Origin of the sequence: Spirosoma aerolatum (assembly GCF_002056795.1) — a bacterium.
GTDB lineage: Bacteria > Bacteroidota > Bacteroidia > Cytophagales > Spirosomataceae > Spirosoma > Spirosoma aerolatum.
The window spans coordinates 3,736,381-3,760,346 of the sequence record NZ_CP020104.1 but is presented as its reverse complement, the minus strand read 5'-3'; the positions used below and the strand labels follow the sequence as shown (position 1 = coordinate 3,760,346).

General features: G+C 49.4%; 20 protein-coding genes. 9 read left to right on the top strand and 11 right to left on the bottom strand.

Annotated features, from left to right (window positions below; translation table 11 throughout):
* Positions 1-26 precede the first annotated feature (26 nt).
* Positions 27-1,733 carry an IlvD/Edd family dehydratase gene (locus tag B5M13_RS15105; RefSeq protein ID WP_080056470.1) on the bottom strand — a complete coding sequence of 569 codons (1,707 nt, stop codon included), beginning with the start codon at positions 1,731-1,733 and terminating at the stop codon, positions 27-29.
* 137 nt (positions 1,734-1,870) lie between these two features.
* Here B5M13_RS15105 and B5M13_RS15100 point away from each other — a divergent pair, with 137 nt between their 5' ends.
* The 3 genes from B5M13_RS15100 to B5M13_RS15090 all read left to right on the top strand — a co-directional run bounded on the left by B5M13_RS15100 (position 1,871) and on the right by B5M13_RS15090 (position 4,916).
* On the top strand, positions 1,871-3,166 hold the full coding sequence (locus B5M13_RS15100) for a CitMHS family transporter (protein WP_080056469.1): 1,296 nt from the start codon (positions 1,871-1,873) through the stop codon (positions 3,164-3,166).
* A 116-nt stretch (positions 3,167-3,282) separates the two neighbouring features.
* A complete protein-coding gene (locus B5M13_RS15095; RefSeq protein WP_080056468.1) occupies positions 3,283-4,605 on the top strand; it encodes an acyclic terpene utilization AtuA family protein in 1,323 nt (440 codons plus the stop codon).
* Positions 4,602-4,916, top strand: a complete 315-nt coding sequence (locus B5M13_RS15090) for an AtuA-related protein (protein ID WP_080056467.1) — start codon at positions 4,602-4,604, stop codon at positions 4,914-4,916. Before B5M13_RS15095 ends, B5M13_RS15090 begins: the two co-directional genes overlap by 4 nt.
* 20 nt (positions 4,917-4,936) lie before the next feature.
* Here B5M13_RS15090 and B5M13_RS15085 read toward each other — a convergent pair whose 3' ends face one another.
* Entirely contained in the window at positions 4,937-5,293 is a 357-nt protein-coding gene (locus tag B5M13_RS15085; protein ID WP_080056466.1) for a winged helix-turn-helix transcriptional regulator, read from the bottom strand.
* Between the two features lie 151 nt (positions 5,294-5,444).
* Here B5M13_RS15085 and B5M13_RS15080 point away from each other — a divergent pair, with 151 nt between their 5' ends.
* Complete coding sequence (locus B5M13_RS15080; RefSeq protein ID WP_080056465.1) at positions 5,445-6,317, top strand: pirin family protein; 873 nt, start codon at positions 5,445-5,447, stop codon at positions 6,315-6,317.
* Between the two features lie 78 nt (positions 6,318-6,395).
* Positions 6,396-6,944, top strand: coding sequence for a YceI family protein (locus B5M13_RS15075; RefSeq protein ID WP_080056464.1), 549 nt, complete (start codon positions 6,396-6,398; stop codon positions 6,942-6,944).
* 95 nt (positions 6,945-7,039) lie between these two features.
* Here the strand turns inward: B5M13_RS15075 and B5M13_RS15070 are convergent, their stop codons facing one another.
* From B5M13_RS15070 to B5M13_RS15055, 4 genes are all read right to left on the bottom strand, one after another.
* Entirely contained in the window at positions 7,040-7,318 is a 279-nt protein-coding gene (locus B5M13_RS15070; RefSeq protein WP_080056463.1) for a SelT/SelW/SelH family protein, read from the bottom strand.
* Positions 7,319-7,342: 24 nt separating this feature from the next.
* The gene (locus tag B5M13_RS15065) at positions 7,343-9,994 is read right to left on the bottom strand and encodes an MGH1-like glycoside hydrolase domain-containing protein (RefSeq protein WP_080056462.1); all 2,652 of its coding nucleotides are present in this window, start codon (positions 9,992-9,994) and stop codon (positions 7,343-7,345) included.
* Positions 9,995-10,092: 98 nt separating this feature from the next.
* Positions 10,093-10,902, bottom strand: coding sequence for a glucose 1-dehydrogenase (locus B5M13_RS15060; RefSeq protein WP_080056461.1), 810 nt, complete (start codon positions 10,900-10,902; stop codon positions 10,093-10,095).
* A gap of 231 nt (positions 10,903-11,133) precedes the next feature.
* Positions 11,134-12,396: a lactate 2-monooxygenase gene (locus B5M13_RS15055; protein ID WP_080056460.1), complete on the bottom strand. Its 1,263-nt coding sequence runs from the start codon at positions 12,394-12,396 to the stop codon at positions 11,134-11,136.
* Between the two features lie 430 nt (positions 12,397-12,826).
* On the opposite strand from B5M13_RS15055, the gene B5M13_RS15050 reads away from it, so the two are divergent.
* Together B5M13_RS15050 and B5M13_RS15045 are read left to right on the top strand one after the other, a co-directional pair.
* Positions 12,827-13,432 (top strand): T9SS type A sorting domain-containing protein, encoded by a 606-nt coding sequence (locus B5M13_RS15050; RefSeq protein WP_080056459.1) that lies wholly within the window; start codon positions 12,827-12,829, stop codon positions 13,430-13,432.
* A gap of 472 nt (positions 13,433-13,904) precedes the next feature.
* A complete protein-coding gene (locus tag B5M13_RS15045) occupies positions 13,905-14,477 on the top strand; it encodes a glycoside hydrolase family 108 protein (RefSeq protein ID WP_080056458.1) in 573 nt (190 codons plus the stop codon).
* Positions 14,478-14,652: 175 nt separating this feature from the next.
* On the opposite strand, the gene uvsE is transcribed toward B5M13_RS15045, so the two are convergent.
* On the bottom strand, positions 14,653-15,540 hold the full coding sequence (gene uvsE / locus B5M13_RS15040; RefSeq protein WP_080056457.1) for a UV DNA damage repair endonuclease UvsE: 888 nt from the start codon (positions 15,538-15,540) through the stop codon (positions 14,653-14,655).
* Between the two features lie 151 nt (positions 15,541-15,691).
* Here uvsE and B5M13_RS15035 point away from each other — a divergent pair, with 151 nt between their 5' ends.
* The gene (locus B5M13_RS15035) at positions 15,692-16,111 is read left to right on the top strand and encodes a hypothetical protein (protein ID WP_080056456.1); all 420 of its coding nucleotides are present in this window, start codon (positions 15,692-15,694) and stop codon (positions 16,109-16,111) included.
* A 45-nt stretch (positions 16,112-16,156) separates the two neighbouring features.
* Here the strand turns inward: B5M13_RS15035 and B5M13_RS15030 are convergent, their stop codons facing one another.
* The 4 genes from B5M13_RS15030 to proS all read right to left on the bottom strand — a co-directional run bounded on the left by B5M13_RS15030 (position 16,157) and on the right by proS (position 22,496).
* On the bottom strand, positions 16,157-16,609 hold the full coding sequence (locus B5M13_RS15030; protein ID WP_080056455.1) for an FKBP-type peptidyl-prolyl cis-trans isomerase: 453 nt from the start codon (positions 16,607-16,609) through the stop codon (positions 16,157-16,159).
* 204 nt (positions 16,610-16,813) lie between these two features.
* A complete protein-coding gene (locus B5M13_RS15025; protein ID WP_080056454.1) occupies positions 16,814-19,699 on the bottom strand; it encodes a PQQ-dependent sugar dehydrogenase in 2,886 nt (961 codons plus the stop codon).
* Between the two features lie 11 nt (positions 19,700-19,710).
* Complete coding sequence (locus tag B5M13_RS15020; RefSeq protein ID WP_080056453.1) at positions 19,711-20,682, bottom strand: sugar phosphate isomerase/epimerase family protein; 972 nt, start codon at positions 20,680-20,682, stop codon at positions 19,711-19,713.
* Positions 20,683-21,026: 344 nt separating this feature from the next.
* Complete coding sequence (gene proS, locus B5M13_RS15015; RefSeq protein ID WP_080056452.1) at positions 21,027-22,496, bottom strand: proline--tRNA ligase; 1,470 nt, start codon at positions 22,494-22,496, stop codon at positions 21,027-21,029.
* Between the two features lie 285 nt (positions 22,497-22,781).
* Between proS and B5M13_RS15010 the strand changes: the two genes are divergently transcribed.
* Positions 22,782-23,717: a hypothetical protein gene (locus B5M13_RS15010; RefSeq protein WP_245860016.1), complete on the top strand. Its 936-nt coding sequence runs from the start codon at positions 22,782-22,784 to the stop codon at positions 23,715-23,717.
* Positions 23,718-23,966 lie beyond the last annotated feature (249 nt).

Genomic DNA, 23,966 nt, shown 5'->3' with positions numbered 1-23,966 from the left:
TTGTTTAGTCCGTAAATCGGATATTATTAATGCGAATCCCGCTTGACTACACTACCGGAACCTCCTCGTAAAAAGTCAAAATCGGCTCCTTCGTGTGCCTGCGTTACGTGGCGAATGTATAGGTTCACATACCCCCGGTCATAACCTAGATTAAGTGGTTTGAAATGGACCATTCGGGCAGCAAGTTCTTCGTCGGATACATGTAAATGCAAACTGCGGTTGTGCACATCGAGCGTGATCAGATCGCCGTTTTGCACCAGGGCCAGGTTTCCACCAACCGCCGATTCGGGCGAAACGTGCAGCACCACCGTACCAAAGCCCGTTCCGCTCATACGCCCATCCGAAATTCGCACCATATCGTGTACACCCTGGGCCAGCACTTTAGCCGGAAGCTGCATATTACCTACCTCAGGCATACCCGGATACCCTTTAGGGCCAACATTCTTCAGCACCAGCACACACGACGGGTCTACATCCAGATCAGGATCATCAATACGGGCTTTGTAGTCGTCGATGTCCTCGAAAACAACCGCCCGTCCTGTATGTTGCATGAGTTCGGGCGACGCGGCCGATGGCTTCAGCACAGCCCCGTTCGGACATAGATTTCCGCGCAATACGGCAATCCCCGACTCCGGCTTAAACGGCTGATCAATTGACGCAATAACCGCCGGGTCGTAGCACTGAGCTTCGGCGCAGTTTTCGCCAATCGTTCGTCCATTAACCGTCATAGCGTCGTTATTCAGGTAGCTTCGTAACTCCCGAATCACGGCCGGAAGGCCACCCGCATAGAACAAATCTTCAACGAAATGCTCACCCGAAGGCTGTAGATTGGTCAGCAATGGAATTTTGGCGGACAATGTATCGAAATCATCCAGCGACAGGTCCACCCCAACCCGACCCGCAATGGCCGTCAGGTGCAGAATAAAATTGGTTGAACCACCAAGAGCCGCATTCACCATAATGGCATTTTCAAACGCCTGACGGGTCAGAATCTGCGATGGGGTGATATTCTGACGAGCCAGCTCTACTGCCCGAACGCCCGTCATGTGCGCCAGCACTTTCCGACGCGAGTCGGCAGCCGGAATGGTGGCATTGTCGGGCAGGGCCAGACCCAGCGATTCGACCATGGCAGCCATCGTGCTGGCGGTTCCCATTACGGCACAGTGTCCGGGCGAACGGGCCATACTGGCTTCTGAAGCTATGAAATCGGCCTGACTCATCTCTCCCATTTTATAGGCTTCGGCAAACCGCCAGACATCACTGGTTCCGATTTTTTTACCCCGGAAACGCCCGGCCAGCATAGGGCCGCCCGATACAACCAGGGTAGGAATATCGACACTACAGGCACCCATGACCAGCGAAGGTGTCGTTTTATCACACCCACACATCAGGATTACGGCATCCAGCGAATTGCCCCGAATGCTTTCTTCCACATCCATGCTGGCCAGGTTACGAAACAGCATGGCCGTTGGTTTGATCTGGCATTCGCCCAGCGACATCACCGGAAACTCCAGCGGAAATCCACCCGCTTCCCAAACTCCCCGTTTGATGGCTTCGGCCAGTTCACGAAAATGAGCGTTGCAAGGGGTAAGTTCCGACCAGGTATTACAGATGCCGATTACGGGCTTTCCTTCAAATTCATGATGGGGGAATCCCTGGTTTTTCATCCAGGCGCGATAAATAAAGCCGTCTTTGCCGGTGCGGCCAAACCAATCTTGCGAGCGTAAAGGCATTTTTCAGTAAATCAGTTAGGTGTAGGTTTACGGAGTACATAAACCTAAAGCGACGTATCAGTAAAGACAACAAAGGTCGAACTTTTACTTTTGATTTGTCCACTTTCCGGCTTTTGGATTAAATCCTACCTACTTGTATGCTTTCGTTCTTCGGTTTTGCCACCATCGGCATTTTTCTCGCGCTGATTATCACTAAACGTCTATCCGTTATTACCGCCCTTGTCTTAGTGCCAGTAGCGATCGGTTTTATGGCCGGTTTTTCCCCTAAAGAACTGGGCGAGATGATTCTGGCAGGTATTAAGCAGGTAGCGCCAACGGGCATTCTGCTCATGTTTGCCGTGCTTTATTTTGCCACCATGCTCGATGTGGGCCTGTTCGACCCCATCATTGCGGGTATTATCCGATACGTTCAGGGTGACCCATTAAAAGTGATTATCGGCACAGCCATTCTGACGATGATTGTCCACCTGGATGGCGATGGAACGGCTACATTTATGATCGTGATGTCAGCGTTTTTACCGATCTACCGCCAACTGAAGATCAACAAACGCATATTGCCGGGTATTGTAGCACTCAGCGTCGGCCCCTTGCATCTGGTACCCTGGTCGGGTACATCGGCAAGGGCTATTTCTACCCTCAAAACAGATGCCACCCAGCTTTTCAATCCCAACATTCCGGCTATACTGGCGGGAATCGCCTGGGTGCTGGCCGTAGCGTACTGGCTTGGTCTTCAGGAACGTAAGCGACTGGGTATTAACCAGCTTGATTATGTACATCATGAAAATCTGACGAACGAACAACAGGCACTTCGCCGACCAAAGTTATTCTGGCTCAATGCGTTTCTGACCCTAGCACTCATTACAACGCTCGTAAAAGGCTGGGTACCTACCCCCGCCCTGTTTGTAGTAGCAGCCGCACTAGCCTTATTGATTAATTACCCACATCTCCCCGATCAGCAAAAAGTACTGCGCAGTCACGGGAACAACATTTTCATGGTGTCGAGTATGATTTTTGCGGCTGGTGTTTTTTCCGGTATTCTGACGGGCTCCAAGATGATCGACGCAATGGCTACTTCGCTGGTGTCACTCATTCCTCAGCAACATGCCGCCTGGCTACCCACGCTAACCGCTGTCACGAGTATGCCCGCCAGCCTGCTCTTTACACCCGATGCCTACTATTTTGGTGTTGTGCCTATTCTGAGCCAGTCAGCCACGCAATTTGGCATTGATCCGCTAGAGATTGGGCGGGCGGCTTTACTGGGTCAGATGACGGTAGGATTTCCGGTTAGCCCACTTACCGCGTCTACATTTTTGCTGGTGGGCCTTGCCGAAGTCGATTTGGGTGAACATCAGAAATTTACGATCAAATGGGCGCTGGGTACTACACTGGTCATGACCCTCGTGGCTTTGCTGACGGGTTCAATACACGTTTAGTTGTCATAGAACACAGATTTTTATGATGATTAGGATTTTCGCTGATCCTGTTACATCATACTCGTCATAAAAATCTGTATTCTAATAGGATAGAAACTGACACCTACAAATTCATTATGAAAGAACGAATACGAATTGGCTGTGGGGCCGGTTTTTCGGGTGATCGGCTCGAACCGGGGCTTATACTCGCTCAGCAAGGTAAGCTGGATTATCTGGTGCTGGAATGTCTGGCCGAACGGACCATTGCGTTGGCACAGAAACGGAAACGGCAAAACCCCGACACGGGTTACGATCCACTCCTGGAACGCCGGATCGAGATGATACTGCCGGTACTGCTCACCAACCATGTTCGGCTCATTACCAATATGGGCGCAGCCAACCCGCTGGCGGCTGCCCAAAAAGTTATCGAAATTGCCCAACGACTCAATCTGTCGTTGACCGTAGCGGCCATTACGGGAGACGATGTTTTTCATCAATTAACAGGTGACGAAATTGCGCTGGAAACCGGTAAACCTCTACATGAATCGGGGCCAATTCTATCAGCTAATGCTTATCTGGGAGCCGACGCCATACTACCTGCACTGGCAACGGATGCACAGGTCATCATTACCGGACGCGTAGCCGACCCCTCGCTGTTTGTCGCACCGCTGGTATATGAATTAGGCTGGTCGCTGGACAATTGGGAGCAACTTGGACAGGGTACGGTTATTGGGCACCTAATGGAATGCGCGGGCCAACTGACGGGTGGCTATTTCGCCGATCCGGGTCGAAAAGAAGTTGCAGACATGGCGCATTTGGGCCATCCGTTTGTTGATGTACTGGCCAATGGAACGGCAGTATTTGGCAAAGTGGAGGGGACAGGAGGTATGCTAAGCGTAGCCACGGCGAAAGAACAATTACTTTACGAGGTCATGGACCCCAGCCGCTATTTCACCCCTGATGTGATTGCTGATTTCACACAGGTACGTCTCCTGCAAGCAGCTCCCAACCAGGTACACGCAACTGGAGGACGAGGACAAGCCCGACCGGACACCTTAAAAGTCAGTGTTGGGTACGAAGCCGGTTTTATTGGCGAAGGTGAAATTTCCTACGCAGGGGCCAACGCGCTGGGTCGCGCGAAACTGGCCGGAGCCATCATACAGGAACGGCTTCAGGATCGGTTCGCTGATCTGCGTATCGATTACATTGGCAGCACATCCGTTCACCGAACCTCGTTTGGTCATTATCCTGCCCCCTATGAAATCCGATTACGGGTAGCGGGTCGGGCTTCGACGGCGCAACAGGCCGCACTGGTTGGCGAAGAGGTTGAAGCGTTGTATACCAATGGCCCGGCTGGTGGTGGCGGAGCCCGTAAGTACACCCATGAGGTGGTCGGTATTGTTTCCACACTGATCGACCGCAATCAGGTAGTTCCTAATGTCACCCGTCTAAGCGCATGAAAACTAAACTATACGACATCGCCCACAGTCGCGCGGGGGATAAAGGCAACACCCTTACCCTTTCGCTTATTCCGTACAAGCCAGAACATTTTGAGCTTCTCCGTAATCAGGTCACTGCCAATGCAGTTAAAGAACATCTGAAGCAAATTGTAGCCGGTGACGTTATCCGCTACGAGCTACCCAATCTGCCCGCTTTACAATTTGTATGTCAGCAAGCCCTGACGGGTGGGGTTACTACCTCACTCACCATGGATACGCATGGCAAAAGCCTTAGCTATGCGCTGCTGGAAATGGAAGTCGATGTTCAATAGAATCCTGTATAGCACTTCACCTAAACATCATCTGAGAGAATTTTTTTCCGGTGCAGTTCCCCCCAGTTACGCAGGGACTCAATAACCCCTCCCAATGTCTGACTATGCGGAGTTAACGTATACGTCACTTTGACCGGGTAGGTATCATACACGGTTCGCTTCACTAATCCATTGATCTCCATATCCCGCAATTCTTTGGAGAGCATCCGATCGGTGATTCCGTGAACTTCTTTGGCAATTTCGCCAAATCGCTTCTCTCCGAATGTAAGGGCCACGATGATCGGCAATTTCCATTTACCATTCAATACATCCAAGGCATCCCGTATCGGGCGCAAAAGGCTGACACATTCCTCGTGTTTTAGCGCTGTAGTTTCCATTATATAATCTCGATGGAAAAAAGATGTTTTGTAAGTACTATACTCAAGTATAGCCCTATACTTGAGTATAGTACTTACAAATGTATAGTAAACGATGTAATTTTGCATCATCAATCAGGGCAAAAATGTCAGCCCTATTGTCAACGATGCCATGAATCTTCGTAGAAAAGTAATCAACATATATACGCCACCTGCTCAACCGGGCTTTTTAGGAGTTGGTCACTTGGCCAGTCCAGTTATTCAGGTCGACTTTACCGAGAGCGATCCGTTCATCGTGCTGATGGATGATCGACTCAACAAACAGGATGGGCAACCCGTTGGTGGGCCGCATCCACATGCAGGTTTTGAAACGGTCTCTTTATTGCTGGAAGGCGAAATGGGCGACGAGGCTCATCGGTTGAAAGGGGGTGATCTGCAGCTAATGACCGCCGGTAGTGGCATCATTCACTCGGAAATCATTGATCGGAACGCGTCGATGCGGCTGCTACAGCTCTGGCTGAACTTACCCAAAAAAGACCGATGGGCAGAACCAAGGGTACAGGACCTCCCTTTGGAGAAAGTCCCCACACTTATCCAGAATGGGGTGACGATCAGGGTGTACAGTGGTTCGCTGGCGGGTCTAAAATCGCCAATCCAGAATTATGCCCCTCTAATTATCGCCGATATCCAGCTGGAGTCTGGCGCTACGACTATCCAGCAACTTCCAGCCTCCTATACGGCTTTCTTGTACGTGATTGACGGAAGCATACGGGTAGGCGACGAAGCCAACAAAGTCCAGCAGGATCAGGTGGGCTGGCTGAACAGGTCTTCCGATGCGGTACTCAGTGACCTGAAGCTTGCCGGGGGCGAAGCCGGAGGTAGGGTTATTCTGTATGCCGGAGAGCCACAGGGCGATGCCATCGTGTCGCACGGTCCCTTCATTGCTGATACACAGGAGGATATTCGACGGCTTTATCAGGCATACCGACAAGGAACCCTGAAGCATATAGCCACCGTACCGGCATCCCAACGGATTCTTTATTAAACAGGCTCAATTTTTGCCAGTCGGGCCAGGGTCCGACGCAATTGGCAATTCCATTCAGAATACTAATTTTTCAACTCTATGACAACGACGAAATGGGTCCTCGACCCCACACACAGCGAATTAGGTTTCAAAATCAAACACCTGATGATCAGTAACATTTCCGGTTCTTTTCAACAATTTCAGGTGGAGGTAGAAACCGAGGGTGACGATTTCAGCACAGCACAAATACGGGCCACCGCCGAAATTACGTCTATCCATACCAATAATGAGCAACGCGATCATCACCTTCGCAACTCCGATTTCTTCGAAGCCGAAACCTATCCCCAGTTAAGTTTTCAATCCACAGCCATCGAGAAACTGGATGAGGATACTTTTTTTGTATATGGCGACTTAACGATGAAAGGGGTTCGGAAACCCGTTAAATTGCATGTTGAGTATAGCGGCATTACCAAAGACCCCTGGGGCGGTGTGCGAGTGGGCTACACCATCACGGGCAAACTAAATCGGAGCGATTGGGGGATTAGCTTCAATGGCGTTTTGGAAACGGGCGGTCTGGCCTTGAGCGAAGAGGTCAAACTGTATAGCGAAATCCAACTGGTCAAACAGCTTGAAGCGGTATTGGCATAGACTGGAACTGATGCTAAGCCGCCTGCTCAGACTTCTGATGAGTTCGGGAGTTTGGGCAGGCGACTTACGTTACCGATTTACCGCAGAATAGAGAGTTATTTCCGTTCCGAATGACCGAGGTCTTTTTCCGGATTAACCACATCCCGCACCAATTGCTTCAATTCTTTAATATCGGGGAAACGCCCCTCTACTTTCCGGTCGAAAATGACCTGTTCATTCACCCGAATCGAATACCGACCACTGAATTCGGAAGGTTGCAGCAGAACCCCATGCACATCGTCGGTAAAGGTCGTTAGCAGTTCCTGCGCCATCCAGGCAGAGCGGAGTAACCAGCCACATTTTGGGCAATATTCAAGCGTGATCGTCGGTTTCATTGATTGTGTTTAATAGCAAACTTCTTACTCGGCCAGACTACCATACTTCCGGTTGATCAATTCAGCCACCAATCCTGTCCAGCCCGTCTGGTGACTGGCCCCTACTCCGCGCCCGTTATCCCCGTCGAAGTATTCATAGAACAGCACATAATCGCGGAAGTTCGGGTCCTGATATTTTGGATGCTGCCCGAATGTCGCTCGTTTACCGGTTGTATCGGTTGTAAACAGGCTAATGAGTCGGTTGGTAAGTTCGCGGGCGACAGCTTTAAGCGTTATCTGCCGACCCGACCCAATCGGATATTCGACTGTAAAGCTATCGCCAAAATAATCATAGAACCGATTCAGGCTTTCGACCAGCAGGTAATTGGTTGGCATCCAGACCGGGCCGCGCCAGTTGCTGTTCCCCCCAAACATGTTGCTATCGCTCTCGGCGGGTGTATAAGTCAGCCGAAAGGTAGTATGATCCAGTGTAAACGTATACGGATGATCGCGGTAGACTTTCGACACGGCCCGAATACCATGTGGGCTCAGAAACTCGGTTTCATCCAACATTTTCGCCAGCAAGGCTTTCAGTCGAAAGCCCCGCAGTAAACTAAGCAACCGCTTTTCATCTTTCCCCTTTTCATCATAACGGGAAACCTGATGGTATAAATCGGGGCGGTGGCTTTGAAACCAGACCATACGTTTCAGGAAAGCCGGATTGGCTTTCATCAGAGTATCGTCCAGCACTTCTACGGCAAACATCGGAATCAGGCCTACCAGCGTCCGAACCCGCATTCGCTGAACGCTACCATCACTCATTCGAAGTTGGTCATAAAAAAAGGCATCTTCTTCGTCCCACAGCCCCTCGTTGTTCTGTCCGATACTGGTCATAGCTCCGGCGATGTAGAGAAAATGGTCGAAAAATTTCGTTGCCAGTTCGTCATAAACTGCATCTTTACGAGCCAGTTCGAGGGCAATCCGCATCATGTTGAGGGCATACATGGCCATCCAGCTAGTGCCATCGGCCTGTTCCAGATGACTTCCATCCGGAAAAACCGTATTTCGATCGAAAACGCCGATGTTATCCAGCCCCAGGAATCCGCCCTCAAAAATATTGTTACCCACCTCATCTTTCCGGTTTACCCACCAGGTAAAGTTGAGCATCAGTTTATGAAAAATAGCCCGTAGAAACGTCAGGTCTTCTTCGCCGGGTGGTTTTCGTTCCAGTTCAAGGTGATAAATCCGCCAGGCGGCCCAGGCCTGAACAGGCGGGTTTACATCCGAGAAATTCCACTCATAAGCCGGTAGTTGCCCATTCGGATGCATAAACCACTCGTTGGTAAGCATCATGAGCTGCTGCTTGGCAAAACCGGGATCAATCACCGATAGGGTAACGCAATGAAAAGCCCAGTCCCAGGCGGCATACCATGGGTACTCCCAGGTATCGGGCATCGAAATGACCCCGGCATTAATCAATTGCAGCCAGGTATGATTCCGACCTTTCAGCCGTTCGGGCGGTGGTGGCGGATGGTTTTCATCGCCAGCCAACCAACGGGTCACGTCGTAGTAATAATACTGCTTGCTCCACAGCATCCCCGCAAACGCCTGGCGCTGAACCAATCGCTCATCGTCGGTAGCTTTGGGTGGATGGATGTGTTCGTAAAAAGCATCCGCTTCCTGTTTGCGAGTTGCGACAATCTCATCAAATCCGTCGAAAGGAGCTTTCAATTCGGTACCCAAAGGCCCCGGTGCTTCCAGCCGAAGGCGAATTATGGCTGAGCCGTTGGGGGCAATGGTCAGTTGGTAATGAGCAGCCGCTTTGGTACCTGTCTGGGCCGGATTGACCGTTGGCGTTCCATGAATCAGGTAATCGTTGATGCCATCTTTCGGGTAAGTGGCACCATTATGATTGGAATAAAGTCGAACCTGATTGGTTTCATTATCGCAAAACAGCCACTCCGGTTGCCCATTGGCATGCAGCACGTAACGCCCCAAATCCGAATCCTCGACCGACACACAGTTATCCGGCTGTAAAATCAGCGACGGTCGATAATTAGGCACTCCGTCGGAATCATCACCGAATATCCAGGTATTCCGAAACCAGAGTGTCGGTAACACATGCAAATCGGCCACTTCGGGTCCCCGGTTAAATACGGTGACAGTCATCAACAGATCCGTCGGACCCGCCTTGGCATACTCCACAAACACATCGAAATACCGGTCATCATCGAAGATCCCGGTATCGAGCAATTCAAATTCAGGGTCCAGTCGGGTTCGACGTCGGTTTTCGTCCACCAGTTGCTGATATGGAAATACCGCCTGCGGGTATTTATAGAGCATTCGCTGGTACGAATGCGTAGGGGTGTTATCGAGGTAATAGTATAGTTCCTTTACGTCCTCTCCATGATTGCCTTCGCTATTGGTCAGGCCAAAATACCGTTCCTTCAGAATCGGGTCTTTGCCATTCCAGAGTGCAAGGGCCAGGCAAAGCTGTTGTTTATCATCGGAGATACCCGCAATTCCTTCTTCGCCCCAACGATAGGTATAACTTCGGGCCATATCGTGGGTTGTATAGTTCCAGGCATCGCCATTGGCACTGTAATCTTCCCGGACGGTACCCCACTGGCGGTCCGATACATACGGTCCCCACTGCCGCCATGCAGGAGCCTCTAAACGATGTTCTTCAGTCGTCATTGAACAATGTGAATGAGCGAGAGGGGGAATGAGTGAAAGAGCAATCCATCCGGTAGGTTTTCGCTCTTTCACTCATTCACCCTTTCGCTCTTTAATTATTAGCCTCCCGTGGCGAATCCTTCAAACACCGTCATGCCTCCATCGATAAAGATACTGGCCCCGGTGATATAGTCGGAGAGATCGGAAGCAAGAAAAACAGCAAGATTGCCAATGTCCTGAGGCTGACCAATACGGTTATACGGAATTAAGGTCATCAGGCTATTGAGTGCCTGTGGCGTTTCCCAGGCAGCCCGGTTGATCGGTGTCTGAATAGCACCCGGACAGATGCTGTTGACCCGGATTTTACGGTCGCCGTATTCCTGCGCCAGCGACTGCATAAGCATTTTAATGCCACCTTTGGAAGTGGCATAATTGACATGACCAGCCCAGGGAATCAGCTCATGCACCGAACTCATGCAGATAATTTTACCCGTAGCAACTGATACGTCAGGTCGTGGCCCCCGGCGCAAAAATTCCCGAATGGCTTCACGGGCACACAGGAACTGCCCCGTCAGGTTTACGTTAATAACCGTATTCCATTGGTCGAGAGTCATCTCGTCGAACTTGGCATCGCGTTGCAGTCCGGCGTTATTAATCAGAATATCGACGGTGCCATACGCAGCCACGACATCGGCAAACATCTGGATAACCTGCGCTTCCTGGCTAACATCACACTGAGCTACCATGCCTTGGCCCCCGGCATCCGTGATTTCTTTCAAGACTGCATCGGCTGCTGGTTTTGTCGCTTCGACGGGGTAATTAACCACTACCTTGGCTCCAGCAGCGGCCAATGCTTTGGCGACTCCGGCCCCGATACCACTACTGGCACCAGTAATAATTGCAACCTGTCCTTTTAGTACTTGATCCATAAATTTATAAACAGTAATGGTTCAGCAAATCGCCATGTCGATTACAGTGATTAGACGACATCGCAAATACAGTAACCTGCGGCCCTTTATCTGGAAGGCTACGCGGCCAAACTACTAACTATCGCGGTCTGCTACCAGTTTGAGGAATCAGATTAAATGAATTTAATTTAACGGCTCCCTAAGGGAGTGGTTACAGATCATCGCAATAAAAATCGGGTTGGTCCTGGCTGCTCAGGCTGGGCGCAGGCTATCCGGAGTTAATTCGGCTACTGATTTATGTCCACTCAGGCTAAGAGTTAACTCCAGATCGGCCAGTAAATGCTGAATCACGGTTTCGACCCCAGTCTGCCCACCCAGAGCCAGCCCATACACGTAAGGCCGCCCCAAGCAGACAGCGCGTGCACCCAGCGCCAGCGCCTTCACTACATCAGCTCCTCCCCGAATCCCACTATCGAGTAACACGGGCAATTGATCTTTCACAGCGGCTACAATACCCGGTAGCGCTTCGATCGTACTGATGGCCCCATCTACCTGACGGCCTCCATGATTGGAAACAATAATCCCATCCATCCCATAATCAATTGCTTTGCGGGCATCATCAGGATGCAGGATACCTTTCAACAGAATAGGCAGTCGGGTGTGCTGACGCAGGAAAGACAGGTCATCCCAGGTAATGGCTGGATTCGTATAGATGCTGGAAAACAACGAAACGGCCCCCATTGCCCTCCCCGATCGAAGCTTCGTCAAAAACGAACCAGTGGGATACCGACGAACCGCTCCCAACAGATGCTGTAAGGTTGAGAACGTAATGAATGGACGAGCAGCCGGTGGCTGTTGTAGAAAATCGTCAAGTAACCGTTGAAAAACAGGGTCAGATGTGTACTGAGCTAATCCTTTTCCATGCAGGAAGGGCAAATGGCCAAGCGCCAGATCACGGGTTCGCCAACCCAGCATCGTGGTATCGAGGGTCAGCACAATAGCCCGACAACCACAGGCTTCGGCCCGATTGACAAAACTGGCGACCAACTCACGCGAACGACTCCAGTACAGTTGAAACCAACGCAGGGTATTACCCATCACAGATGAACAGTCTTCCATTGACACCGAAGCCTGATTCGAGAAAATAGCCGGAATCTGCATACAGGTAGCAGCTTTAGCTACCGCCAGATCAGCATCGGGGTGGGCCATTTCCAGAACACCTATAGGCGCCAATACGATAGGTGTAGGCAATTTTTCGCCAAACAGGTCGATGCTCAGGTCAGGATTCTCGACATTATGCAGCATACGGGGAACCAGTTGCCACCGCTCAAAACCTTTTCGATTGGCCTGAATCGTCTGTTCATGACCGGCTCCCCCAATGATATACGCAGCCGCTTCAGACGACAGGCGTCGACTGGCGGCCTGTTCGAGTTGGGTGAAATCAGGCGGAATCGCTAGCGTGTTTCCAGCGAAGCCATTCAGGTAGATTTTTCGTTGCCAGTCGAGTGCCTGCATGGTTCTTAGGATAAGTTGGACATAAATACGGCCTTTTCCGTAAAAGATCAACTTGCTCCCCTGGAATCAACCATGGTTATTCAATCAAAAAATTATATTTTTCCAATAGAGATATCATTAGGTCGAGAACTAATTCATACGTATTCAGAATATTGAAAAAATACCAAAAATCAACGAATTGTACTATACACATAAAAACTAGGTTTTCAAACGTCGAAAGTCCTATTCTTTAGAAATATTAGAAAAATACAATTAATTAGTAATTAAGAGGGACTTTTTGTACTTTTTCAACAATCACCCTATTTAACAAATAGCAATTTGTACATAATCAAGAATATTCACCCCAAATTCATCATATACCTATCCACCTATTGCATTAAACCTAGTTTACCCCACAAATTTGTAACGGTTAAAACAAAATTTCAAACCAATGAAAAAGTTCCGTTTATCAATTGCTGTACTCTTGTCAGTATGGAGTCTGGCAGGCATGGGAGATGTCAAAGCCGACAATGGTTCAGGAATGGGTGGTGTGAAAGTTGAGAAGTCCGAACAAAAGAAAGTACGTGTATATACAAAGCCTGGTGCTTCTGTTGACGTGGCTATCATCGATGCTGACGGCAACGTGTTGTACCAGGGTTTCATCGCTAAAAACGCTAAAGGTGCTACTTCGTTCAATCTGAACAACCTTCCCGATGGTCAGTACTATCTGACAGCCGGTAACAGCGCCTGGTGGATGTCGCAAGGGATTACGATCAAATCAAACGCTGTGTCGGTTGATGAGCGTAGCCTGAAACAGGTGGCTGAGCCTATCCTGACAGCATATGAAAAGAACAAGTTCGAAGTAGTTCTGCCAGCCAAAAATGTAGAGACAGCTTCGGTAGCTATTTACGATACGCAAAACGTTCTGGTTCAGACGGATTCGTTCAAGGGCGAAAGCCGCCGGTTCGATTTGTCGAGCCTGCCCGATGGTGCTTATACCTTCGTTGTCGGCCCAAGCCAGAAGCAGTTCATTACGCGTGTTGATGTTCGGCACTAAGCCACTCACATCGATCAATTGACCCACCTCGGTCAGTTCACTACAATCTCAACTTAGCGGCTAGTCTTTTCGGACAAGTCTGACCGCCCAACCAGTTCCGCCCGCTACCAGGAAGGTAGCGGGCTTTTTTGTTCCGAAAAGCCTCTTCGTGATACTAGGTCGATGATCCAGACTCAACACCAATCCATTGTTGATCAGCAACTAACGATACGATTGCTAAGTAGAATGAAACGATTTCGATGATTGTCAATGCTCGAAATAGGGCGACCATAGAATACTTCAGCCGCCTACGAAAGAGATCGACCGAAGACTAAGGTTTGGCAACTCAATAAATCCGTAACAAATACCTTGCAACTTGAAATTTCCTCGGTGATTGCGGGCTTAGTGACGGGTAAACTGTATTAGAAAGTCCGCCATGTTCTTAACCACTATAGCGGACTTTTCTCCTTTCGAGCTTTAACGTACTGAACAGATGGCAAATTTTGATATAGGCTATAACATTACCCTGAACGTGGAGGCCGGTTACGCTAATGACCCCGACGACATGGGTGGAGAAACCTTTGGTGGTATATCCCGAAATGCCAACAGTGATTGGGCAGGCTGGACAATCATTGACCAGATCAAGAAAACAACGGCTCGCAAGAACTTCGATTCGGTCATGTTTGCCAATAAAAAGCTAATGGTTCTGGTACGCTCCCGCTATAAAGCCAACTATTGGGACGTTCTTCGGCTGGATGCGCTGAACAATCAGAACATTGCCAACGAGCTTTTCGATACGGGGGTAAATATGGGAATTACTGTTGCAGCCCAGTTTTTACAACGGGCGCTGAATGTATTGAATCAGAATCAGCAGCTATATCCTGATCTTCCGGTGGATGGTATTGTTGGCTCCCAAACGGTCACTTTAACCAACCAGCACCCCAACCCGGTCCTACTGCTTAAAGTGCTCAACATCTTACAGGGGTATCGATACATTGACATTGCGGAGAAAGCACCCGTCCAGGAAAAATACATGCGGGGCTGGTTATCCAGAGTAGCGATGTAGCGAAGGGTGGATGCTTTTAAATGGACTACCCGCCTTGAAGTCAAGAAAGACGATTGAATTTATTGGATTAAGAGTGAAAGGTGAGCTAGTAAGTTACTGTTTACTAGGAAATAAATGCGTAAGATTCATTACTACATCAGTAACGGTAAAATAGTATTTTCTGTTAACCCTACAACTAGCTGTTTTTCAGCTTAATAAGCGCTAACTCTTTCATCTTACACTCATACACGATATCCACTTCTTTTCCGTAGGTATTCGGAACTGTATAGAGCCAATCGGCATGGGCTTCCTGTCGGGCTTTGGGATCTTCATGTTGCTGCCGGGAGTCGGAATAATGAAAAACGGGTCGTACATCCCAGGTATTGTAAGCGGTCAGGAAGGCCTCTTCTTCTGTCTGATGACCGGGGTTCAGCGAATGATGAAAATAATCGAAGACAATTGGGATACCTGTTCGCTCATAGACCGATACCAGATCAGCGACGGTATACAGACTCTGTCGATCGTCGTTTTCAACCGTCAGACGAGCGCGTAAATTTTCAGAAAGTAACTGGAAGTTCTGAGCAAATCGAGTTAAGGTGGCCGACTTATCGCCATACGTGCCTCCTACATGAATGTTGATCTTGTTCCAGTGCGAGGGCGTTAAGCCCATCAGGTCAAAAATTTCGGACTGGTATTCCAAATCCACCAGCGTATTAGCTAGTACACTCCCTTCACCAGCCAACTTATTGAAGGGCCCCGGATGCATCGTCAGCCGGATTGGACGCCTACCGATTTCTTCGAGTGTAGCCCGAATAGCAGGAAAATCAGGAAGGCTGGCAATACGGTATTCCGAAGCCCAGGGGAATAGGTCGGATGAAATACGAAAGAGCCGAATTCCATTTTTCAGGTTCCAGTCTACGATTGTTAGTAGATCCTGAACGTTTTTCAGCGCTAGTTCGGAGGCATAGGCAATACCCCGCTGGGTAAAGGTTTTCCGGACCATTCCCCGGTTAGTAGTGATCTTGCTGGCCTGTAAACTCAGATTAATACAGGCATATCCAACGGCATGCGACATTCCATTCATAAGTGATTAACGGAATGTATAGGGTTCAGGTTTGCCTGAAAAGCTCCGGGCTTTGAATCTCTTTTTTATTTTGACCGTTCGTTCAAAAATTAAGTCGTGGTGCCGGGGAGTGATTTATCTTAACCTGGCAAGTCAGTCTGATTTGCAAGTAATGAGCCGATTCTTGCTGAATCTGTTTATGGAAGACTTTACACCAACTCAAATTCTTGACATCACTCGTGGGTACTGCGAAATGGCTCGTGCTCTGAACGAATACCAGGTACACCACTGGCTTGAATTGTCTCATGAGCAGCAACTTGACCTCAATGCCTATCAGAACAGCCTACTGAACCGATCGCAGGATTTGCAGACGCATGTTGCCCGACCAGCCTTTACCAATGCGATTGATATAGCTACTCAGATTCTGGAAGCAACGACAGAGGCTCAAACAAGTCTGACCCGAATCGGGGACCCTGTAATTGCCCTGAATGTAGGGGCTATTACGGTGGCGTTGGCTGCTTACGTAGCCCGCGCTAATCTACGGGGCATACAAACAGCCCTTCGGGAATTGGAAGACCTGGTCAAAGCATGACGAGTGAAGCATAAGCCTGATCTTTCACTCGTCATGCTCTACTAGTTATAAAATTAATCCAGAGGGGGATTTGACACCAACGAGTTCGATTTCGAAAGTCAGATCATGGCCAGCCAGCGGATGATTGGCGTCCAGCGTTACACTGGTATCGGTGAGTTTACGAACAATAACCGGAATAGGTCGAGGGTTTCCATCTTCATGCATATTCAGGGTCATCCCTTCTTCGAGGGGAATATCATCGGGAATATCCGAACGGTTCAGCGTAAAAATCATCTCCTCATTCGCTGCTCCATACGCATCTTCGACCGGTATATTGATCGTTTTCTTTTCGCCCTGGTTCATGCCGGCAACGCCTTCATCGAAGCCTTTAATCACCTGGCCACTGCCCACCGTAAATTCAAGTGGAGTTCGCCCTGCCGACGAATCGAAAATCGTTCCATCGGCTAACGTGCCAGTATAATGAACCTGAACGGTGTCGCCAGATTTTGCTTGTGCCATGATACAAATGGTTTGTTGTAATAATGCTACAAAAATACCGGAACTTCCGGCATGCGTTTACTCAATCACTAATTTTTAGCAACTCGCCAGAAGATTGGAAAGTTTAAAAACAAGTCAAGGGTTATCGTCCAAAAAAAGCTAGTCACTTAAAAACCAAGCAACTAAACCGTTCAGACAATAACCCTCAACCTATTTTTCACCAGCCTACTGGCTTACAGAGTCCATAAATTTTATACTCGACAGCGACATCAGGGGCTGAATCGATTTGGCTTTGTCATTCTTGAAGACAAAATAAACGTCGTGAATGCCTTCGGTATCTTTCAACGCCATCTTAACTGATGGAATGGGTCGTCGGAACGGGTTGGCAGGTGGCGGGGTAGCCGCTGCGGCAGTTGATGTGCTTTTCGGGGCTCCGGCTGCGGGCTGATTGGCAGCCCCCGATTCCATTTGTGCCATCAGTTTCGCCATATCCACCTCCGGGGCCACTTCCAGTGTCGCTTCACCAATCATGGGACCTGTGGGCGAATCGATGTGTACTTCTATCGTACCGCCCGCACTCCCTTCCCGACGCTGTGCAGACGCATTCAGGTCAAGTTTTTTGATACCGGTCAGGTCAATTTTCTGAAAACCGATGTATGAATTTGCGTATGGAATCACGTTCATGCCTGCTCCCATACCTCGTGCCTTCAATTCAGCTCCTTTCACAACGGCTGCACTGGACGCATACACCTGCGCACTACGAAGTACTATCAGATTTTCGGAAGTCTGGGCCGGAACACCCTTTCCTCCTTTGTCGGTATAAGCGGCTCGTACCAAAACCGACCCTTGCCCATTGTCGCCTTCAGGCAATTTAACCACATAAGTTCCTTTTGCTGGCAACGTACTGTATGTTTTCTCGTTGACATTCAGAATATATTTCACAATGGTCTCGGCGTCGGCAACCGACATGGCCGGGTGACCAGGCATAGCGACATCACCCCAGACACCAACCCCACCATTACGTATTTTCTTGACCAGCTTTTCAGTCGCATCAGCATTGCCTTTGTATTTGGCCGCAATTGCCGTAAACATCGGCCCAACCGATTTACTGGCTACCTGATGGCAAACCTTACAATCGCTCTGACTGATAAGCGCCTGCGCAACAGCGTACTGGGTCGATGCATCGACACTCCGCTGCCCCTGTACCACTTCGGCATAATCGAACCCTTCGGAGGTGTAATCGATACTCATAGCCACCCGTGCCGGTGTAATTTTACCATCCGTCAAACTACCATCTTCCTTATCATCGACGCTAACCGCGTATTGGATCGGCTGGTTCGGGAAGAAAAACGTTTTGTTACTGCTCAGATTGACCGCTACCGCAGGTGGCTCATTGCCTGCAATAATTTTCACCGACTGGCTATTCGAAGCTCCCTTAGGGTCCGTCACCGTTAATTGGGCAGTATACACACCCGGCTTATCGAACGTAACGGCCGGATTGGCTTCATGAAACACTTTCGGGGCCACACCGGGTGCCGATACTTTCCACTGATACTTCAGTTTATCGCCATCGTAGTCTTTGGTGCCATCTGCCAACAGTGTTAACTTCAGTGGTACAGTGCCTCCCTGCTTACTGGCCGATGCAAACACGATGGGTTTTCGGTTACCCCCATTGTATTCAATTCGCACCAGTCGGGAGTTATTGCTTTTTCGGAACCAGTTGCTACCGTATTCCAGAATGTACATATCGCCATCGGGGCCAAATTTCATATCGATTGGCTCAACGGGATGGTAGCTGGGCAGAAAACGCTCCATCGATTTATAGTTACCCTCAGCATCCATCGTAATAGCCATAATCCAACCCCGCGAGAAATCTGTGGCGATCCATTTGCCCTCGTAATACGCTGGCCAGGGGCGCTTGGCCCCTTTAAAGTCAGCCTGGTGATAGATGGGCCCACCCGTTGCCGAACGAGACCCCGTACCGACCAGCGGGAATTCTTCCGACACACCATAGGGGTAGTAAATGAACGAGGGAGCCACTGGCGGCAAGTCGCGCAAACCTGTGTTGTTAGGCGAACTATTGACCAGATGATCGGGATCTTTTTTCTCAAGGGGTTTCTTTTCGCCGTAGTCATACACCGGGAACGCCTGCCGATTGCCGACGAACCACGGCCAACCGAAATTCCCTGGTTTCCGAGCCTGGTTCAACTCATCGTATCCTCGTGGGCCAATCTCCGAATCGGAGGTCGCATCGGGTCCAACTTCCCCCCAATACACATAGCCGGTTTTGCTATCGATAGAAATGCGCCAGGCGTTCCGGTGCCCCATTGAATAAATTTCAGGTCGGGTTTTCGCCGTCCCTTTTGGAAAAAGGTTTCCATCGGGAATGGTATAGGTTCCATCGGGTTGCGGATGGATACGCAGGATTTTTCCACGCAGGTCATTTGTATTACCGGCATGTCCCTGATCATCCCAACTGCTACGGCCAGGGCGCTCATCGGTTTGAGCCGCCTGCTGATTACCCGTGTTGTTACCAACCGTCAGATACAGGTTTCCAGAACGATCCCAGGTCATGCCCCCACCCGTATGGCAGCATACTTCGCGCTGGGTTGCCACTTCAAGCATGACTTTCTCCGACTTATCGACCAGCTTACCATCGCGTAGCTCCCAGCGTGTCAGCATATGTTTTTTCTCCGTCGGGTGCGCGTAATACAGATACACCCAGTGGTTTTGGTCAAAATTTGGGTCGAGGCTCAGCCCCATCAGCCCTTCTTCGGCTTCGGTCACCCGTCCTTCGGCAGAAGTGTATTTAGTATTGACCGGAATGGTACCAATCAGATCGACGGTTTTGGTAACCGGATCATATTTTTTGAAAGCTCCCTTCCGTTCGATGATGTAGGCCGTTCCATCTTTGGCCACGTCAAACACCATCGGCTCATCAAGATCTTCGGCCAGTACGACGGGTGTAAATCGACTTTCGTCGGGTTTCATGGCCCCTTCATCGACCACGAACGAGGCCAAACCCAACACCAGCAGACTATTTAAAGCTACCGTATATGGGCGTTTCCAGCGGGCCAGCCAGGATTTTCGAGTATAAATTGATTGATTCATAGCAAGGGTTATTAAGCCTGTAGATTCTTTAAATACGTATAGCTGGTTGTTATACTCTCAAAGGGTTGAGCTGCCATATCCTGCTCTACGAAGAAATACTTCAATCCTGCCGTTTTCGCAGCCGCAAATGCACGTTTAAAATTCACGACGCCGTTGCCTACTTCGGTGATCGTTTTCAGATCAGACTTAATGTCTTTGATATGCCATAGTGGGAAACGGCCTGGATGTTCGGCAAATAACTTGACGGGGTCTTTACCGGCTTTAACGGCCCAGGCCAGATCCAATTCCATCTTTACCAGGTCTTTATCCGTTTGGGACAGAATCAGTTCGTACGGCGTTTTGCCCCCTTCTACCGGATCGAACTCGGTTGCGTGGTTATGATAGGCAAATCCGATTCCCGCCTTCTTACAGGCCTCACCCGTTTTCTGAAACACCTCGATCGATTTCTGAATTTCATCGACGGTAGCCACGGGTGTGCTGGCGCATACGAGATACGACAAGCCTCCTTCTGCAGCCTGATCGACCAACTCCTGATAATTATCCCGCAGGTTAAGCATAGGGGGCATCTTGGAAAAGTCCATCGCTGGTCGTTGTCCGCCAGCCGCAGGGCCGCCACCGGCTGTTCCGGTCATGCTGGCTGGGGGCGTAGGCCGTGGTCGGAACGGGGCTCCACCGGCATGGTGTCCACGCCATTTCATACCAAGACCCTCAACTACTTTCTTAAATTCTTTTGCTGTATAGCCGTAATACCCCCCTTTCAGGCTAAAGGCCGATTCAACTTCTTTATAACCAATGGCTGCAACTTTTTCGAGCGTCCCTTTCGGGTCTTCGCTCATGGGCCGGAACAGGGTAAATAACTGTAAGCCAACGGGCCGTGAGGCTAGCGGGCTAAAAAGTGACGTAGCTTGAGACAGTTGTGGCAAAATAAAGCTTCCCAAGGTCAACGCTCCCGTATCGCGTAGGAACGAACGTCTGGTTTTCATAGGCTGGTTTGTTAGGTTTTCGACAAGAATTACCCTATCGGCTCATGTAGAAATACAAATTATCAATCAAATCAACAGCAGTTTATCCACTCTCGGAAACGCAATAGACCGGAAGCGCATAAACATCGGCAGACCGCCCGTTTCAACCGACGAATCTGCTCCACAAAATGTACATTCTACACAATAGCTTCTTGTTGCTTCGTTATTCATCGAGTATCCACTGGAAAAGCATTGATCGACCTGATATTACCTCAGAAAGGGCCTGGATTTTTTCAACAAAAAACGGGGCCAGTTACGTAACTGGCCCCGATCACGATCCGCATGTAGCACACACTGTGTTTCACTCAATAGGCTCTGGCAAATACCACGCGTCCTTTTGACGGTTTACCGGAATAAACACAAACGCCCTCTTCAGGCTGCTGGTCGAATGGAATACAACGTATCGTCGCTTTGGTGACTTCTTTAATAGCTTCCTCTGTTTCAGCTGTTCCGTCCCAATGGGCCAGCAGAAATCCGTTTTCAATCTGCGCCTGAAACTCCTCAAACGTATCGACGGTAAAGGTATGTTCCTCACGGAACGCTTTCGCTTTGTTGTAAATCGTTTGTTGAATATCCTCCAGCAAGGCTTTAATCCGTTCGGTCAGCCCGTCGAATGGCACAGTTTCCTTTGTTTTCAGATCACGTCGGGCAATTTCGACGGTGCCGTTTTCCAGATCCCGAGCCCCCATAGCCAGTCGAACAGGTACACCACGGAGTTCATATTCAGCGAATTTCCATCCGGGTTTATTGGCATCCGAATCATCGAACTTGACTGAAACACCAGCTTTACGAAGCTCCTGAAGTAGTGGTTTAATTTTAGCCGAAATCTGTTCAAGTTGTTCTTCAGTACGGTAAATCGGTATGATGACCACCTGAATCGGCGCCAGTTTGGGCGGTAAAACCAGCCCATCATCGTCGGAATGAGCCATGATCAATGCCCCCATCAATCGGGTCGAAACGCCCCAGGAGGTTCCCCAAACGTAATCCAGCTGATTCTGTTTGTTCAGGAACTGTACCTCGAACGCTTTGGCAAAATTCTGCCCCAAAAAGTGCGACGTTCCTGCCTGAAGGGCTTTACCATCCTGCATCATCGCTTCAATGCAAAGCGTATCTTCGGCTCCGGCAAAACGCTCATTGGGCGTCTTAGCACCTTTAATGACCGGCACAGCCATCCATTCTTCGGCAAACTGTGCATACACATCCAGCATTTGGCGGGTTTCGGCCTGCGCTTCGTCGGCCGTTGCATGGGCTGTATGCCCTTCCTGCCAGAGAAATTCGGCTGTTCGCAGGAAGATGCGGGTACGCATTTCCCAGCGAACCACATTGGCCCATTGATTTATCAGCAGTGGCAAATCACGGTATGACTGAATCCAATTTTTGTAGGTACTCCAGATAACCGTTTCTGAAGTTGGCCGTACAATAAGTTCTTCTTCCAGTTTGGCTTCCGGATCGACAATTACGCCCGACCCATCTTCAGCATTTTTCAACCGATAGTGCGTTACCACGGCACATTCCTTGGCAAATCCTTCCACGTGTGAAGCCTCTTTGCTGAGGTACGATTTGGGGATAAATAGCGGGAAATAGGCATTGGTGTGGCCCGTTTCCTTGAACATATCATCCAAAGCACGCTGCATTTTTTCCCAGATTGAATACCCGTATGGTTTAATAACCATACAGCCCCGAACTGCCGAATTTTCGGCCAGGTCGGCTTTTTTAATTAACTCATTGTACCACTCGGAGTAGTTTTCACTACGGGACGGAATTGCTTTAGCCATACAATTGACGTTTGACGGTCGGCACCTGACGGGTTAACTTGACTAACTTTCACAGCAGACGAAACGCGAACTGTTTGTAAATCAGCCAAACTCACCAATCAGGCAATAAACGTCAAACTAATTTTAGAAACGAATTAAACCTTAATTAACTATTTGGAGTCTAATAGGTAAGAAGTTGCAAAGATAAGTTTTTGCTCTATTTTTGTAATTAAACCAGTCAATCCTGTGTTATAGTATTGACGAGGCAGTAAGCATGAGCTTTTTTACTTTTAATTCCCTTGCCAAATGAAAACGCAACGACTATATTCTTATCTGACGTTGGCTGCGCTGCTGAGCATCTGGAGTTGTACCTCCAGTCGGCAAACGGCACAGAACGCCAGTGACGTAGATGATCTATATGGTAGCGCAGGTAGTAGCTCACCAGTCTACGCCAGCAATCGGCAATCTGATGAGTACAGTGCGCAGCCTTACAGCCGCTCACAACGTCAGCAGCGGTTGAACCGCAATGCGAACCCTGATTACAACGACGAACAACAGGGTTACAACTCCAACACCGACGATTATTACACCGAACTGAGTGCCCGTAAACTGAACCGTGGTCTATCACCCGATCCGGGCTGGAACGACGATGGTACTAATGCCTATAACTCGGGCTTCGTGAATGGGTACAATGCAGCAACTACGTCGGCGTATAGCTGGAATCGCTGGGGATTCAACAACACGGGCTTCTATTCGGGTCTGGGATTAGGTTTAGGAATGGGAGCCTTTGGTTATGGTTACCCAGGCTTCAGTTTTGGATTCGGCAGCCCATTTTACAGCCCGTATGCGTACAATTCATTTTATTCGCCATTCGGTTACGGCAGCTTCTATGATCCATTCTACAGTTCGTATGCGTACGGCATGGGTGGTTTCTATAGTCCATTCTACTCACCCTATTATGGATACGGCGGTTTCTACAACCCTGTCTACGTAAACAACGTCTACGTGACGGGTGCTGATCCCTATCGGAACCGGACATACAATCGAACTTTTGAACGATCGTCTGGTCGTTACACATCTGCTTTTGATAATTCGGCCCGCTCGTACAATCCAAACGGTGGCCGTGCCGCAGCAACTAATACGACTACGACTCGGGGGATGGGTATTATGCCCGTCCAAGCAATGGCAGCAGTCGGGGCAATTATTACTACGATAATAGTGCCAGCAGCAATGGTCGGGTAAGTGCCAACTCTGCCGCTCCTTCTTATAATAGCAATTCAGGTAGTTCAGAGTATTACTCTCGTCCACGCGAAAGCAGCCGGGGTAGCTACACGCCATCAGGTGGTAACTTTACAGGCGGCAACAACCGCAGCAGTTACCAAAGCCAGAGTTACAGTCAACCGAGCTTTAACCAGCCGAGCCGAGGCAGCTACCAGCAATCGCAACCAAGCTTCAGCCAGCCTAGCCACAACCAGCCTAGCTTTAACAGTG

Excerpts from the sequence above, each read along its gene's own strand:
- B5M13_RS15075 (WP_080056464.1), top strand. The coding sequence starts at position 6,396 with ATGACAACGACGAAATGGGTCCTCGACCCCACACACAGCGAATTAGGT.
- B5M13_RS15065 (WP_080056462.1), bottom strand. The coding sequence starts at position 9,994 with ATGACGACTGAAGAACATCGTTTAGAGGCTCCTGCATGGCGGCAGTGG.
- B5M13_RS15085 (WP_080056466.1), bottom strand. The coding sequence starts at position 5,293 with ATGGAAACTACAGCGCTAAAACACGAGGAATGTGTCAGCCTTTTGCGC.
- B5M13_RS15055 (WP_080056460.1), bottom strand. The coding sequence starts at position 12,396 with ATGCAGGCACTCGACTGGCAACGAAAAATCTACCTGAATGGCTTCGCT.
- proS (WP_080056452.1), bottom strand. The coding sequence starts at position 22,496 with ATGGCTAAAGCAATTCCGTCCCGTAGTGAAAACTACTCCGAGTGGTAC.
- B5M13_RS15025 (WP_080056454.1), bottom strand. The coding sequence starts at position 19,699 with ATGAATCAATCAATTTATACTCGAAAATCCTGGCTGGCCCGCTGGAAA.
- B5M13_RS15100 (WP_080056469.1), top strand. The coding sequence starts at position 1,871 with ATGCTTTCGTTCTTCGGTTTTGCCACCATCGGCATTTTTCTCGCGCTG.
- B5M13_RS15105 (WP_080056470.1), bottom strand. The coding sequence starts at position 1,733 with ATGCCTTTACGCTCGCAAGATTGGTTTGGCCGCACCGGCAAAGACGGC.
- uvsE (WP_080056457.1), bottom strand. The coding sequence starts at position 15,540 with ATGAATGGAATGTCGCATGCCGTTGGATATGCCTGTATTAATCTGAGT.
- B5M13_RS15090 (WP_080056467.1), top strand. The coding sequence starts at position 4,602 with ATGAAAACTAAACTATACGACATCGCCCACAGTCGCGCGGGGGATAAA.
- B5M13_RS15070 (WP_080056463.1), bottom strand. The coding sequence starts at position 7,318 with ATGAAACCGACGATCACGCTTGAATATTGCCCAAAATGTGGCTGGTTA.
- B5M13_RS15095 (WP_080056468.1), top strand. The coding sequence starts at position 3,283 with ATGAAAGAACGAATACGAATTGGCTGTGGGGCCGGTTTTTCGGGTGAT.
- B5M13_RS15020 (WP_080056453.1), bottom strand. The coding sequence starts at position 20,682 with ATGAAAACCAGACGTTCGTTCCTACGCGATACGGGAGCGTTGACCTTG.
- B5M13_RS15045 (WP_080056458.1), top strand. The coding sequence starts at position 13,905 with ATGGCAAATTTTGATATAGGCTATAACATTACCCTGAACGTGGAGGCC.
- B5M13_RS15035 (WP_080056456.1), top strand. The coding sequence starts at position 15,692 with ATGAGCCGATTCTTGCTGAATCTGTTTATGGAAGACTTTACACCAACT.
- B5M13_RS15030 (WP_080056455.1), bottom strand. The coding sequence starts at position 16,609 with ATGGCACAAGCAAAATCTGGCGACACCGTTCAGGTTCATTATACTGGC.
- B5M13_RS15050 (WP_080056459.1), top strand. The coding sequence starts at position 12,827 with ATGAAAAAGTTCCGTTTATCAATTGCTGTACTCTTGTCAGTATGGAGT.
- B5M13_RS15010 (WP_245860016.1), top strand. The coding sequence starts at position 22,782 with ATGAAAACGCAACGACTATATTCTTATCTGACGTTGGCTGCGCTGCTG.
- B5M13_RS15080 (WP_080056465.1), top strand. The coding sequence starts at position 5,445 with ATGAATCTTCGTAGAAAAGTAATCAACATATATACGCCACCTGCTCAA.
- B5M13_RS15060 (WP_080056461.1), bottom strand. The coding sequence starts at position 10,902 with ATGGATCAAGTACTAAAAGGACAGGTTGCAATTATTACTGGTGCCAGT.